This is a genomic window from Bilifractor sp. LCP21S3_A7, assembly GCF_052118825.1.
In the GTDB taxonomy this organism is placed as follows: Bacteria; Bacillota; Clostridia; order Lachnospirales; family Lachnospiraceae; genus Bilifractor.
Map to the genome: position 1 here is coordinate 1 of NZ_JBQKGL010000013.1, position 14,877 is coordinate 14,877.

A 14,877-nucleotide genomic window follows, 5' to 3' on the forward strand; every position below is an offset into this window, starting at 1 on the left:
GAACGCGACAACGGACGGGGTCGTACGGCTTCCTTCCGCGTTCGCGATAACGGTGGGTTTTCCACCTTCCATAACGGCTACACAGCTGTTTGTTGTACCAAGGTCAATACCTATGATTTTTCCCATTCTATTTTCCTCCTGATCGGATCTGCTTTTCTGTAATGTCAGTTGGCTACCTTCACCATACTGTGACGGACCACAACATCCTTGTACTTATATCCCTTCTGAAGTTCCTGTGTGATGATGTTTTCACCGACATCCGGGTTGTCTTCATGCATTACCGCGTTATGAAGATTCGGATCAAACTCAGCGCCCTCCGCTTCGATGGTCTCGACGCCCATATCTGTCAGGATCTTCGTCATCTGCTTGTAAATCTTGTTCATACCCTGAACAAACGAATCCGACTCATCCGCTCCGGCAAGTCCTCTCTCAAAATTATCGACAACCGGAAGGATCTTCTCGATAACATCTCTCGCGCCCATATCGAACATCTCGGATTTTTCTCTCTCCGTACGCTTGCGGAAATTGTCGAACTCAGCCATCTGACGCTGCAGTCTGTCGGTGAGTTCTTCAATCTTCTCATCCTTTTTGTCTTTTTTTATTTTTTTCCCGGAACCGGATCCTTTCGCATTATTACCATTTTCCACAGAGCCGGCGCTTTTTGCCTCATCCTGCTTCTCTTTGGAATCAGATTCCCCGGCTTCATTCTGCTTTGCCTTCTCTTGGGTCTGATCCGCGTCTTTTCCGTTACGAACTCCGTCTTCCTTTTCTGTCTTCTCTTCCTTCATCGTATCTGTTTCTGCTGTATGTTTCTCTGTATTTTTTTCTTTTTCTTCGTTCATATGATTATCCTTCTTCATGGCTCTTTTTTCCTCTGCTTCCGGGTCTGCCCCGTCGGCGCCCCGCCTGCTGTTATTCACGTCTGCCATGTCTGTCCCGCCTTTCTGTTTTATTGCTTCTAATCTAATGTGAATCTCCGCATGGATTGAGCACTTCTTCGTGCACTCCCGGATCCCGGTCTGCTAGGACTCTGTGCTGTCATCGATAATACCATGATCGGACGAGGTCTCGAGCTTGGCGTCCCCGTTTCCGAAGAGAGCATTCATCTGTGATTTCAGCTGTTTCAGATTTTCTACTACTTTCTTATAATCCATTCTCCGAGGGCCTACAATAGCTACCGTTCCCTTCATCCCGTTTCCAAGATTGTAGTTTGCGGTGACAACGGAGCAGTCCTTCATGCCCTGAATCGGGGATTCGTTCCCGATATAGGCAGTGATCCCGTTCGAGGCTTCCTCGCCCGGGGCCGTCTCGCGGATCATCTCGGCCAGCTCCTTCTTGTCTCCGAACGCGGTCATCAGCTCCTTGGCTTTTCTTGAATCCGCAAGTTCCGGATAATCGAAAATGTTTGTTGCGCCGCTGAGATAGATCGGCATGTCCTCATCTCCCGGCTGTATGGTCTCCGCCACCGCATCGATCACGCTGCTGATAACCTCACTGTGTATACCCGCCTGCTGCTTCATCCGGGTGATCATATCCAGATTGATCTCGCCGATTGTCTTTCCGTTCAGCTCGTTGTTCAGAAGCAGATTCAGTTTCAGAATATCGTCTTCATCAATAGATTCCTTGAGGTCAATCATCTGGTTTTTCACCAGATTTCCCTGTGCCACAACTACCGCAAGAAGCTGTTTCTCATTGATCCGTGACAGCTGAATAAATTTCAATGAATTCTGATGATACGACGGTCCGGCAATCATTGTCGCATAATTGGTGTTCTGTGCCAGCACATCCACGACCTGCTTCAGTATTTTTTCCATACGGTCCGTTTTCTGGATCATCAGCGTCTGTGCTTCGGCATCCTGATTTGTTTTCTGTATCAGCTCATTTACATAAAGCCGATATCCCTTATCGGAGGGAATCCGTCCGGACGAAGTATGCGGCTGAATAATATACCCCATTTCCTCCAGATCCGACATCTCATTTCGGATGGTCGCGGAGCTCAGATTCAGGTCTGTGTATTTGGAAATTGTCCGTGATCCGACAGGCTCTCCCGTCTCCAGGTATGTCTGGATAATAGCCTTCAGAATCGTCTTTTTTCGTTCATCCAAATCTTCTCCCACTCCTTGGCTCCTTTCTTCCTTACTGAGGATTAATCTCCGACAGGATCGTTCCCTCTGCCGGTTTGTCAGCACTCTGAATTGCAGAGTGCTAACGCCTATGTTTCATAAGATAGCACTGCATTATTTTTTTGTCAACTACTTTTGCTGTCACGTGCCGAAGAACGCGGCGAAGAAGGCTTTTATATCTTCTGAACACCGTCAGACTTATTATGCCTTTTATGGGTATGCATTTCAAAAGTTCTCCTCTCCAAGGGGAGAACTTTCCCATTCAACGAGATAAAACACGCTGCGCGAGTTTTATCTTGCTATCGCGACGCTCGCCGCACACGAATACTTCGCATTCGGCTGCGGCTCACTGATCGCGTAAAAAAGCAGGCCGTCACAGTCCCTTGTCTGCTCCAGCCTGCTGCCTGTCGGCATATAATACCGCGCAAGAGCGCAGCTTTATCCCTTGTAATGCTTCTGGTTATAATGCTTCTGCTTGTAATGCTTCTCTTTGTAATGTTTCTGTCAAATCATTTACAATGCTTCTATTAAAATAAATGTCAGGGACTTGTCACTGCTTAGTATGACATGTGTTCCTCGCCATATTCCACGTGTCATACGTCCTTCGCCGCACTGACCACGAATCTGTTCCTGTCAGTCGTTCAGATACCCGGCTTCATTGTAGATCAATGCCATGAACTCCAGATCATCGTCCGAATTGTTCTCCATGCTGTGATACTGTCCGACCTCAATCACGCAGACGTCTCCGGCTGACACATGATAAATCCTGTGGTCATTATCAATAAAGTCACCGTGGCCCTTCAGAATATAGTAAGGCTCCGTGTCATGTACATGCTGATGCCAGCCTACGCTTGCGCCTGGCGGAAGTGTAACCTTGGCATACATCCTTCCATGCCCCATAAGTTCCTCCCTGGACACGATATGGGAAACCTTTGCTCTTCCTCTTCCTCCTGCAAGGCCATCTACATAAGTAACGTTCTCTTTACGGACCATTTTCTGTCCCCTCCTGTCTGGTTTTTCAAGCCGATGCACTTGTCCTTACCCTGAATATTGAACCCTGACCTGAATGTGCTGACATTCTGTTTTTTCTCAGACACGGATTGTGAGTATCCTGCCCGAGGAGTTATATTTTTCAAACTCTACTCCAGCTGCCTGAAACATCATTTTCGATGCAATGACGGAAGGTGTTTTGTCATACTTGTCATCATCATAGATGACCTTCCGGATTCCCGCCTGGATAATTGCCTTCGCACATTCATTACACGGGAAAAGCGAGACATACAGCTTTGCACCTTCGAGACTTCCGCCCCGGTAATTCAGGATCGCGTTCAGCTCGCTGTGCGTCACATAGACATACTTTGTCTTCAGCGGATCCTCGTTGCTTCTGGCCCACGGAAAGGCATCATCGGAGCAGCCTCTCGGAAATCCATTATAACCGATGGAAAGAATCTTGTTGTCCTGGCTCACAATACAGCATCCCACCTGGGAATTCGGATCCTTGGAACGCATGCCTGCCAGCTTGGCAACTGCCATAAAATACTCATCCCAGGAAATATAGTCTTTTCGCTTATCTGACATCGTTCCTCCAGCATTCTGTGTATAAACCCTTCGAAAACGCAGACAGATCGCCTGTAGGATCGCAAGTGTACGAAGCATGGGCAATCCGCAGCTTATACAATGTGTGCCCCTGTTCACAACATGTCTGCGGTTTACTTTGTTCCGAAAATCCTGTCTCCCGCATCGCCGAGTCCGGGCACAATGTATCCTTGTTCATTCAGATGATCGTCCAGCGCGCCTACCACGATCGATACATCCGGATGTTCCTTCTTCAGGCGCTCCAGACCCTGCGGCGCCGCAATGATACAGAGAAAATGAATTTTCTGGCATCCATGCTTTTTCAGCTGGCGAATCGCGTCACAGGCAGAGCCTCCGGTCGCCAGCATCGGATCTACCACAAAAACCTCACGTTCTTCAATGTCGGAAGGGAGCTTGCAGTAATACTCCACCGGCTGAAGGGATTCCGGATCTCTGTACATGCCGATGTGTCCGACCTTTGCGGCGGGGATCAGCGTCTGGATACCGGAAACCATTCCCAGACCCGCACGAAGAATCGGTACTATGGCCAGCTTCTTGCCGGCCAGTCTCTGAACGGTTGTTTTTGTGATCGGTGTCTGGATCTCGACGTCCTCAAGCGGAATACTGCGTGTTGATTCATAGCACTCCAGCATGGCAATCTCTGAGATAATCTCACGGAATTCCTTGGTTCCCGTGCTTTCCTCGCGGATGATTCCGATTTTATGCTTGATCAGCGGATGATCCATAATAATTACTTTTCCCATTTTTCTTCCTTTCCACTCATATAAATGCAAGACACAGGTTCCTTACAGACGATCTGGCTGCGTCCGGACGCAGGTGCCGCATTCTCCGGCGAATTACCGCTTCCTTCCGGCATCCAGGTCCTTTGCATTACTGTTTCCACGAGTTGTGCCTCTGCAACATGCAGCGGGCTTTCTTCCGGCAATCCGATTTTCGCCTCGTTACTGTTCCTCTTCAATCTTACGGATCCTTCGGATATGTCTCTCCCCCTCCGAGAACGGTGTGCTGAGAAACGCATCTACAATTCCGCACGCAACTCCGGGTCCCGTGACTCTTCCGCCCATCGCAAGTACATTGGCATCGTTATGCTCCCGCGTTGCCCTCGCCATATACTCGTTCGTGCAGAGTGCGCAGCGGATTCCCTTCATCTTATTTGCAGTGATCGAGATGCCGATTCCGGTACCGCAGATCAGGATTCCCTTCTCGCAGCTTCCATCCTGAACAGCGTGTCCGACCTTGTGGGCATAATCCGGGTAATCGACAGATTCTTCGCTGAAACATCCAAAATCCCTGTATGCGATTCCCTTTGCATCAAGATGAGTTTTGACCTCCTGCATCAGCCGGTAACCGCCATGGTCACATCCAAGTGCTATCATTTTGTCCTCCTTCTCTGCAGCACACATGTGCTGATCTGTATCTGCCTCTTTCTGAAAACCCGGTCAGGCACCTCTCACGCCTGAATCACTTCATGGCCGGCCGCCTTGATCAGACGGTTCATGATTGCCTGACCCATTCTCGGTGTCTCAAAGGATTCTGTATAGATATAGTCAACCCCGTCAGCATCGAAGTCCCGCAGAATCTCATATAGATGGTGCGCAATAGTCCTGTCGTCTGCCCTGCTTCCAATACAACGGATATCTCCTTCTGTGTACCTGTCCCGGCTCTCCTCTGTGCAGATGATACCAACACGAAAGCCCTCCGAAAGTCTCTTTTCGGTCAGCTCCCGGATTTTTGAAAAAACAGCCTCCGGCTGTCCCTCTACGATCGCAAGATCTGCCTTCGGCGCATAATGCTTGTACCGCATGCCCGGTGCCTTCGGCCGCACATGAATATTCTCGGACATGATACCAGGATCAACTGTGACCTCTCCGATTACGTTCTCCAGCATCTCCTGATTCAGAAACCCCGGACGCAAAATGACTGGATGTCCCTCACTGAAATCCACAATTGTAGACTCCAGCCCGATATTCACCTGGCCTCCGTCAATGATCATATCGATCCTGCTGCCGAGATCCTCCTCAACATGACTGGCGAGTGTCGGGCTCGGTCTTCCGGACGTATTCGCGCTCGGCGCGGCAACATATCCTCCTCCCTGGCGGATCATCTCCCTTGCAATGGCATTGTCCGGAAAACGAACCGCCACCGTATCCAACCCTCCCGTTGTCTCATAGGGAACCAGATCAGTCTTCTGAAAAATCATGGTCAGCGGTCCCGGCCAGTATCTCTCTGCAAGTCTCCTTGCTTTCTCCGGGAACTCACGAACCAGCGGAAATAGATGCTCCAGATCAGCGATGTGTACAATCAGCGGATTGTCCGAGGGTCTTCCCTTCGCAGCATAGATTTTTCGGGAAGCCTCAGGATCCAGGGCATTTCCTCCAAGTCCGTAGACCGTCTCCGTCGGAAACGCGACAAGGCCTCCTGATCTCAGAATTCTTCCCGCCTCACGAAGGGCATCCATATCCAGGTTATCTTCCGTCATCCTGACAATTTTTGCTTTTCCAGTCTGCATGGATCGGTTCACTTCCATTCTTTAATAATCATCTTCGCGAAGCGGCAGGTCACAGTTCTCCCCTATCTCCGAGCTTTCGTTCACAATATCCTGTATCGTCTTGTAGGAATTCATGAACTGCTTCTGCACGCGGTTGAAGATCTCGACGACATTTGCAAGCTCTTCCTGGACAGCTTCATACTTCTGTTTCCCCTCGCGGTTGATCTCATCAACCTCCTTCTGCACGCCCGCCAGAGTTTTCTGTGCCTCTACCTGCGCTTCGTCACGAATTTTCCTTGCTTCCGTCTCCGCCTCTGAGATTCTTCTCTGCTTCTCAGCCTCAGTCTCACGGTCAATCTGCTTTGCGCGGATCTTTGCCTCATAGATCAGGCTTCCGATTGTCTCATAATTATCGACATACGACTGATACTTCTCGCGGATCGTTTTCTCCATCTTGAGGATCTCCTGATCCCGCGCCTCCAGCGTCTCCTGAAGCTCCGCAATCTTCGCGTCCTTTTCGCTGATCTCGTTATCCTTCGCTGCAAGGGCTTTCTTCGCATCCGCGAGATCCCGAATTATTTTGCTCTTTTCCTGATAGGCATTATCCTTTAATCGCTGAATCTCAGCCAGCACATCGTCCTTGTCGTACCCTCCAAATGCGGTAGTCTTGAACAATTCTTCATTTTCGGCCATAGCGGTTACCCCCTTTGATAGTATACTCCCGTAATCGAAACGAGATAAAACGCGCTTCGCGGGTTTTATCTCGTCTTCGCAATGCCCGCCATAAGGCGATGAGCGCCCGGCTCACCGTAAGCGTAAGTAAAGTATAGCACAGCATCCCCGGATTTTAAATCTCGGATTCCATTCCGGCTTTTCTCCCTGCCCGTCCGCGATCTCTGCTCACTCGCTGTCTTTCAGATAACTGCTGATGATTTTCCAAACATCAGATCGCTCGTAGCCGAGCCTCCATTCCGCAACACCGGCAAGACCCGCCTTTCGGATCAGTTTCATCTTCTCTTCGATGGATTTTTCATCCTCCAGCCAGATGCTGTAGGTCTCATCACCCACGGTGACACTCCCCGTGTACTGACCGCTTTCCGAATCCCATCTTGTCTGAATTCCGAGAGACTTCATCCACTCGTCCGCCTCGTCCATACCAAGAGCCTCACTCGAAGGCGCTTCCCCGGACACCGTCGTCCAGCCCCTCGTGTAAAACGGGATCGCGTTGATCACCTGGTCAGCGGAAACCTCCGCAAGAGTATCCTCAATGCCCTGCTTTACAAAGGAGAGCGAGGCAACCGACCCCGCCTCGTCGGATCCCGCCGTGTGCTCGTCGTATCCCATGATAACAAGATAATCCACAGTTTTCGCCTGTTCGGCACGATTCAGATATGCTGTATATACCGGAACATAATTATCCACGGAGACGATCAGATCTTTCGCATGAGCGGCAATGGAGAGTTCCCGAAGAAACTGCAGATACTGCGGCGTGTTCTCTGCAGTAACCGTTTCAATATCGACATTTATTCCGTCCATTCCCGTGTCTTCCGCAGCCTGAATCAGCTGAGTGATCACGAGAGAACGGCTGTCACCGTCCATCAGTATGGTGCCGATGTCGGCCTTGCTTCCGCCCACGTCCTGCAGACATCCCCATACCTCAAGTCCTGCATTATGCGCCATGTTCACATATTCCGCATTGGCGTAGGAAGTCAGCTCCCCCTTGTCATCGGAAAAGCTGAACCACGTCGGAGAAATCGTATTCAATCCCTCCGCATCCTTGGTCAGCTCGGTGAAAGAGCCCGTTCCATCATCATTCTCACTGCAATACTGCCAGGCGAGATTAATCTTCTGATCCGCGAACTTATGGTCAAATATGAAGCGGGAGTCCGTGGTATGCTTGATCGTACCCTCAGGAGCTGTCTTCAGCTCCGACTTCAGAATATATCCGATAAATCCGTCACTCGTGGACACCTGACACCATTCATCCGCATTCCCAGTCAGAACAACGACGTCGCCTTCCTTCACGCTGGTCAGAACATCGCTCTTCGGACCGCCGCGGAAGCGGATCACATCATCTTTTGTCACCGTCTCTGCCGTAAGGTTCGTCCATTTGGTTCTTGCAACGACTCTCCACGGATTCTGATACACTTCCAGATCGATATCCGAATTCTCCCCGATACAGTCCGCAGAGATATACACGGTGTCTCCGTCCTTCAGAACCGCATTGCTCCCGTCATCAGGCGTCCAGGTTTTTGTGCCGTCCGGAAGAGTGAGCAGAAGCTTTCCGCTGCCGCTTTCCCAGAAAAATCCCGGATTCAGATAGTTCTCCACGGTATCATAATCTACATACACCTGATTGTTCTTTACCAGCCCCCTGGTCTCCAGAACGGCGTCATCCACAACCAGCGCCGCCTCCTTCCCGGATGTAAGACCAAAGTAGGAATCCAGATCCATCTGATCATAGGTAAAGGAATGGCGGTTATAGATAAATGCCGCAGTTCCGATAATCAATACTACAATGATACCAAAAATAACAGCAGGGAGAACAGAACGCTTTCCCCTCCTGCTTCTCTTTCGCGAATTCGACATAATAGACCTCTTGCGCCTCAAACGGACGTCTTTTTTTACAATATATTTCCGTGCCAGGCGAAAGGACCCTGCTGCTCATTCATCCATGCCCGCCTGCTCAGGCGCTGCGGCCGAAATCCGCTCTGTCACAATCGGACTTATTTTAACATGTTAGATGAGGCATGGCAAGGAGAGCACCTTCCGTTAAAAAAAACAGGAAACTGCTCTTCGTAGGCGTCCAACGAGATAAAACACGCTGCGCGAGTTTTATCTCGCTATCGCGACGCTCGCCGCACACGAATACTTCGCATTCGGCTGCGGCTCACTGTTCGCGTAAAAAAGAGCCCCCTCCGGATGCGCGGATACGGTCGGGTATCTCTCATCGTCAGAAACGCAGCCAGTGAGGCTCTTGTGATGATCTGGCGCATTCCGGTCTTTCCAATCATCGAATTGCCATCTGCGCCATTCTGTATCATTTATCTGTCATTCTCTCTGATTCGCTTTGAATCAGATTATAATTGAGCATTTTCTCTCCAGTCACCGGATCATAATAAAAATCCGGCATGTAACATCCCCCTTCATGAACGGCACTTGCCCTCGCATTTTCAATCAGGATCGGGTTACTGGGATGATTGTCCAGATACAGCTTCCACCCCTTCTCCTCCCACTGGAAGAGCTCCGACTCCGATGAATTCATCATTACTCCTTCATGATACATTCTGATTCCCCCTCCCAAAAAACGTCGAAATATTATTGTATAAGTCCAGTCGCAATGTTCTTGGCCCACGGGGAGCTTGCTCACCAGTGAGCAAGAACATTAGCGACGACAACAGGTATGAGCATGGAGCGGTGCGAAGCAACGCGGGAATGCGAATATGCGCGGGCAGTGAGCCACATCCGCTCACACAAAGTGTGAAGCGGTGGGGCGAACGCCGCGACAGACCGACGAAGTCGGTCACCTGTTAGCGGCACGGAAGCTGCGAAGCAGCGAAGTGACGCGGGGACTTATACAGTGTGTGGCACGACTTATCGTATGGCCGGTTACTGTATAAGCTCTTCGAAAACGCAGACAGGGCTCGTCGCACGCGAAGCGCGCGTAAGAGACCGGATGCGATTTCGAAGGCAACAGGTATGAGCACGAAGTGACGCGCTAGCGGCACGGAAGTGCGAATGCCTGTGGGATTGCGAGAGTGCGAAGCACGGAGCAATCCGTAGCTTATACAGTGTGTGGCACGACTTATCGTATGGCCGTTTATTGTATAAAGCCGTCGTCAAGCGGGCAGTTTTGGGCATGCGAAGCATGCACAGAAAACTGCATGCTTGATCGACGCTAACATGTATGAGCATGGAGCGATGCGAAGCAACGCGAGAATGCGAATACATGTGGCAGCTGCGTGAGTTGCGAAGCAACGGAGCAGCTGGCTTTATACACATTGGTGCGCCCCGCCCTTGGGGCAACAACCACATTGCCCCACTGCCATCAGTACAGATCTTTCCTTCCCACGCATGAAATCACCGGGAACGGTACTCTCAGAGATTCCGGAATCAGCGGAATCTGCCGGGATTCCGCGTTCCGGCTCCAGCAATCCATCACTGGAAGGAAACTTTAAGTGATAAACTGCTAAAAAAATGGGATTCTTCCGTGATAAAACCTATATTGAATGAAAAATGGGATTCTTCCGGATAAGAACAGACCTCTGCCGGGAGGCAGTATTGGAAGAACAGAAAATATGGAAGAATAAGAAATATAGAAGAAAGACATTTCAGATTACAACCAGAAATATCCGCATAAGCTCTGACGAACTACATAACAGACCGGTACATAAGGATCACCTCTTTTCCTCACGCCGCCGATGTATTTCATGTATGAATATTATACATAATGCAGGTATATTGCACAAGCAGAAATATCCGAACCACTTTACAATTTTTCAGAGTGTGGTATATACTGTGGCTGAAAGGAAGTGATGAGATGAAAATCGAAAAAATTAGCGATAATAAAATACGCTGCATTTTGACGAGCGAAGATCTTTCCAGCCGAAATATCCGGCTGAGCGAGCTCGCATACGGTTCCGACAAATCGCGCAAACTCTTTCAGGACATGATGAGAGAGGCACACTATGAAGTCGGTTTCGATTCCGGGAACTCTCCTCTGATGATCGAAGCGATCCCCACCTCTTCCGAAAGTCTGACTCTGATAATTACAAAGGTGGAAGACCCGGAGGAACTGGATACCAGATTTTCAAAATTTACCCAGCCGACTGCCTCCCTGGGTGACGGCCTTTTCTCTGATTCGACAGGGGGCGATGCGGCCACCCTTGCGGAACTCTTTGACCGGCTGTTCGAGGCGAGAAGGAAGGACACCGGTGACACCGGAAAATCCGCTGCAGCCAAAGATGCGGCAGGGAACAAAACAGACGCCTCTCCTGTCACAGAAACCGCGGACTCCAGACGCGCAAAGCTGAATGATATGCTTCCCAAGAAGCTCATACAGGTATTCCAGTTCCGGAGCCTGGACGACGTCATTTCAGCGTCCAAAGCGGTTCACAATTTCTACAGAGGATCAAATTCGCTCTACAAGACCGAGGCGGAGCAGAACAATTACGAGCTGATCCTGCATCAGTCCGGGATGTCTCCGGTGGATTTTTACCGGACCTGCAACATTCTGAGTGAATACGGCACATGCAGCACAGTAGATGAAGCCGGCGAAGCTTTTCTGCGGGAGCACGGCACTTCCCTGATTTCGTCAAATGCGCTGTACAGGCTTTCACAGCTTTGACAATGAGATAAAGGGACGGCAAAAGAGCTTCTGATCTGAGTTCAGATCAGAAGCTCTTTTGCTGTCTACATATCTTCACATTTTCAGAGGCGGCCGTCCCGCCCGTGTAAATAAATCCGTTTCACTTGTCCTGTGTGAGATAGCTGCGGATGTTCTGAATTGCTTCCTGCTCATCTGCGCCGTCAGCGGTTACAATCACATTCTCACCGTTATCCAGTCCCAATGTCATCATTCCCATGATGCTTTTCGCATTTACCTTTTTTGTACCGCTCTCAAGATAAATGCTGCTCTCATACTGACTTGCCACCTGAACCAGCATAGCGATCGGCCTGGTCTCAAGTCCGTTGGAAATCTGAATTGTAACATTATCTTTAATCATCCTGAAAATTGCCTCCTTGTTTCTCCCTCAGGTCCTCAGCAATGATACTGATCTTCCTTAATCTGTGGTTGACCCCTGACTTACCCACCGGAGAGCTGAGATGCTTTCCAAGCTCAGATAAAGTCGCTGTCGGATATTGTAACCTAATGTTAGCCATTTCGTCAAGTGCTTCCGGTAAATTGGACAGACCGATCCGATCCTCGATCAGCCGTATATCCGCTATCTGCTTTGCTGCTGCCGTGGCTGTCTTGTGAATATTTGCTGTCTCACAATTGACCTGACGGTTCACATTTCCCCGCACTCCGCGCACAATCCGGATATTCTCAAACTCAAGCAGAGAAGCGCTCGCGCCCATCATGCCCAGCAGATCAGAAATCTGCTGACTGTCCTTCACATAGACAACCCTGTATTTTTTTCGCTGAACAACCCTTGCGTCAACCTCCAGCATCTCCAGGATATCCCGCACTCCCTCGGCCTGCTCCTCCGTGGCACATACGATTTCCAGGTGATATGACGTGTTCGGATCGCTGATCGAGCCACCGGCCAAAAAAGCGCCCCGGATAAATGCCCGCTTGCAGCAGGTCCTCTGAAGAATGACCTGCCGGCTGATCGGCACACTGTCAGAGATACGTCCCCTCTCATCGAGAAAACGCACCGCCTGCAGAATACGAACGGCGGTCTCCCTGTCTTCCACGATAATCTGGTACAGATCCGTCTTTTTTCTCCTCTTATCTTCCACTCTGACAAGCTCCGGACGGATGCGGAAGATTTTCTTCAGCAGCGACAGATATTTATCCGCGACATCCATGTGCTCCGTGCGGAAAACGATCTGATAATCATCTTCTTCCGTCATCCTGACCGTCGCGCAGAAAATCAGAATCGCAGCAAGCTCGGCAATCTGACAGTGTCTGGCCGGACCAGCCTGGCCGATAAGTTCTTTTTTTACCTCTCCGGAAAAAGACATGATTTCATGATTTCCTTCTCGCAGCATCCTTGTCGATGTCGCGGTGTTCTATCCGAAGTCCGTACTCACCGGAGTGGCCCAGGCGGTGATACAGTTCCTCGGCAAGGGTAACCGAGCGATGCTTGCCGCCGGTGCATCCCACGGCGATTACAAGCTGCGTCTTCCCCTCCTCGATGTAATTCGGGATCAGAAACTGCACCATATCCACCAGCTTTGCGATGAACTGTCTGGACACATCGTATTTCATGACGAAATCATGAACCTCGCGATCCTTTCCGGTCAGATGCTTCAACTCCGGAACATAGTATGGATTCGGCAAAAACCTTACATCAAAGACGAGATCTGAATCGGCCGGGATGCCGTACTTGAATCCAAAGGACAGGATCGTAACCATGAGACTCTTGAAATCTTCATCCTCAACAAAAATCTTCTCCAGTTCCGATCTCAGCTCTCTGGTGAGAAGCTGACTCGTGTCCAGAATATAATCTGCCGCCTTTTTCAGTTCTTCCAGCTGCTGCCTTTCCCTGGCGATCCCGGTCTCGACCCTGCCTCCCTTCGCGAGAGGATGGCTTCGCCTCGTCTCCTTATAGCGCTTGATCAATGTACTGTCATCTGCATCCAGGAACAGAATCTTGTAGCGAATTCCCTTCTCCCGGAGCCCGCGCAGCACATCGCGAACCTCCGTCAGGCTTCCGCTTCGGATATCGACTCCCATCGCTACCTTATGAATCCTGCCCTCTTCTCCGTCAACGGTAAGCTCGATCATTTTTCCGATCAGAAAGACGGGAAGATTATCAACACAGAAATATCCCATATCCTCGAGCATTTTCAGAGCGGTGGACTTCCCCGCTCCTGACATGCCGGTTACAAAAACAAGTTCCAGTTCATCCATCTGCCTGCATCCTTTCTGATCTGCCATTGTCCAGATCTGATACACTAACCCAGGACTCATTATCCATGAAAGTACGGTTTTCCCTCTGACCAAAAGCTCATTTTCCACAAAAAACGGAATTTTGCTCTTAACCGAAACGAGCCTGAGAAAAAATCACCCTGTTCTCAGCCCCGGAATCCCAGGAAACGAACCTCCGGCTCCAGATGCACCTGAAATTTATCCCAGACGCGCTTCTGAACCTGACCAATCAGTTCTCTCACATCCTCTGCCGTCGCATGATCACGATTGATCACAAAACCGCAGTGCTTTTCCGAGACCTGTGCGCCTCCTACCCGGAAACCGCACAGTCCCGCGTCCATGATCAGTTTTCCGGCAAAATATCCCTCCGGCCTTTTGAAGGTGCTGCCGGCACTCGGATACTCCAGTGGCTGTTTCATTACGCGCGCGTCCCGAAGCTCGTTCATCCTTTCAGTAATTCTTCCTCTGTCGCCCTCCGCAAGCAAGACCTCCGCCTCCAGAACGATCCATCTCCGGTCCATGATCCTGCTGTGACGGTAACCGAGATCCAGATCCCCGACCGTGACAACGCGAACCTCCAGATTCTCATCAAGAACGGTCACAGAATGCAGAACATTCTTCATCTCTCCCCCGTAGGCCCCCGCATTCATCGTGCAGGCTCCCCCGAGCGTTCCCGGTATGCCGGATGCGAATTCCAGCCCCGCAAGCGAGTGATCTCTCGCCTCTGCCGCCAGTCTGGACAAAAGGATTCCCGCTTCCGCGTGGATTATGCTTCCCTCTGTGTGAACGTGCTGCAGATTCTGATCAATCCGGATGATCACGCCCCGGTATCCCTCATCACTGACCAGAAGATTGCTTCCGTTGCCGATGATAAACCATGGAATCTCCTGACCCCGGCAGAATCTGACGGTTTCTGCCACCGCCTCGCCTGACGTCGGACAGACCATCAAATCCGCCGGGCCGCCGATCCGGAAGGTCGTATGCCGTGACATCGGTTCCTCGCGGAATGCGTTATCTGCGCCGACAATCCTCTGGATTTCAACTATCGCTTCATTATTCATGTGTGTGCG

Annotated in this window: 16 protein-coding genes; 1 reads left to right on the forward strand and 15 read right to left on the reverse strand. The window is 50.4% G+C overall.

Annotated features, from left to right (window positions below):
* The 11 genes from ACTQ1O_RS11600 to ACTQ1O_RS11650 all read right to left on the reverse strand — a co-directional run.
* A partial coding sequence (locus ACTQ1O_RS11600; protein WP_441487444.1) for an Hsp70 family protein occupies positions 1-126 on the reverse strand: 126 nt, incomplete at its 3' end.
* Positions 127-164: 38 nt separating this feature from the next.
* Positions 165-842 (reverse strand): nucleotide exchange factor GrpE, encoded by a 678-nt coding sequence (gene grpE, locus ACTQ1O_RS11605; RefSeq protein WP_441487445.1) that lies wholly within the window; start codon positions 840-842, stop codon positions 165-167.
* 180 nt (positions 843-1,022) lie between these two features.
* Positions 1,023-2,117, reverse strand: a complete 1,095-nt coding sequence (gene hrcA, locus ACTQ1O_RS11610) for a heat-inducible transcriptional repressor HrcA (protein ID WP_441475013.1) — start codon at positions 2,115-2,117, stop codon at positions 1,023-1,025.
* A gap of 639 nt (positions 2,118-2,756) precedes the next feature.
* Positions 2,757-3,116 (reverse strand): cupin domain-containing protein, encoded by a 360-nt coding sequence (locus tag ACTQ1O_RS11615; RefSeq protein WP_441099883.1) that lies wholly within the window; start codon positions 3,114-3,116, stop codon positions 2,757-2,759.
* A gap of 96 nt (positions 3,117-3,212) precedes the next feature.
* Positions 3,213-3,701: a deoxycytidylate deaminase gene (locus ACTQ1O_RS11620; RefSeq protein ID WP_441099885.1), complete on the reverse strand. Its 489-nt coding sequence runs from the start codon at positions 3,699-3,701 to the stop codon at positions 3,213-3,215.
* A 131-nt stretch (positions 3,702-3,832) separates the two neighbouring features.
* Entirely contained in the window at positions 3,833-4,462 is a 630-nt protein-coding gene (upp, locus tag ACTQ1O_RS11625) for a uracil phosphoribosyltransferase (protein ID WP_441099887.1), read from the reverse strand.
* Between the two features lie 198 nt (positions 4,463-4,660).
* Complete coding sequence (gene rpiB, locus ACTQ1O_RS11630; RefSeq protein WP_441475010.1) at positions 4,661-5,095, reverse strand: ribose 5-phosphate isomerase B; 435 nt, start codon at positions 5,093-5,095, stop codon at positions 4,661-4,663.
* 74 nt (positions 5,096-5,169) lie between these two features.
* Entirely contained in the window at positions 5,170-6,246 is a 1,077-nt protein-coding gene (locus ACTQ1O_RS11635; protein ID WP_441487389.1) for an L-threonylcarbamoyladenylate synthase, read from the reverse strand.
* 3 nt (positions 6,247-6,249) lie between these two features.
* Positions 6,250-6,900 (reverse strand): hypothetical protein, encoded by a 651-nt coding sequence (locus ACTQ1O_RS11640; protein WP_441487390.1) that lies wholly within the window; start codon positions 6,898-6,900, stop codon positions 6,250-6,252.
* Between the two features lie 207 nt (positions 6,901-7,107).
* Entirely contained in the window at positions 7,108-8,796 is a 1,689-nt protein-coding gene (locus tag ACTQ1O_RS11645) for a glycosyl hydrolase family 18 protein (protein ID WP_441487391.1), read from the reverse strand.
* Between the two features lie 451 nt (positions 8,797-9,247).
* Entirely contained in the window at positions 9,248-9,493 is a 246-nt protein-coding gene (locus tag ACTQ1O_RS11650; protein WP_441487392.1) for a hypothetical protein, read from the reverse strand.
* A gap of 1,254 nt (positions 9,494-10,747) precedes the next feature.
* Between ACTQ1O_RS11650 and ACTQ1O_RS11655 the strand changes: the two genes are divergently transcribed.
* Positions 10,748-11,554, forward strand: a complete 807-nt coding sequence (locus tag ACTQ1O_RS11655) for an adaptor protein MecA (RefSeq protein ID WP_441487393.1) — start codon at positions 10,748-10,750, stop codon at positions 11,552-11,554.
* Between the two features lie 121 nt (positions 11,555-11,675).
* On the opposite strand, the gene ACTQ1O_RS11660 is transcribed toward ACTQ1O_RS11655, so the two are convergent.
* From ACTQ1O_RS11660 to murB, 4 genes are all read right to left on the reverse strand, one after another.
* Positions 11,676-11,933, reverse strand: coding sequence for an HPr family phosphocarrier protein (locus ACTQ1O_RS11660; RefSeq protein WP_441099898.1), 258 nt, complete (start codon positions 11,931-11,933; stop codon positions 11,676-11,678).
* Positions 11,926-12,897, reverse strand: coding sequence for a DNA-binding protein WhiA (gene whiA, locus ACTQ1O_RS11665; RefSeq protein WP_441487394.1), 972 nt, complete (start codon positions 12,895-12,897; stop codon positions 11,926-11,928). The genes ACTQ1O_RS11660 and whiA overlap by 8 nt, the downstream gene beginning before the upstream one ends.
* Before the next feature lie 4 nt (positions 12,898-12,901).
* Positions 12,902-13,780, reverse strand: a complete 879-nt coding sequence (gene rapZ, locus ACTQ1O_RS11670; protein WP_441487446.1) for an RNase adapter RapZ — start codon at positions 13,778-13,780, stop codon at positions 12,902-12,904.
* A 173-nt stretch (positions 13,781-13,953) separates the two neighbouring features.
* Entirely contained in the window at positions 13,954-14,868 is a 915-nt protein-coding gene (gene murB / locus ACTQ1O_RS11675) for a UDP-N-acetylmuramate dehydrogenase (protein WP_441487395.1), read from the reverse strand.
* Positions 14,869-14,877 lie beyond the last annotated feature (9 nt).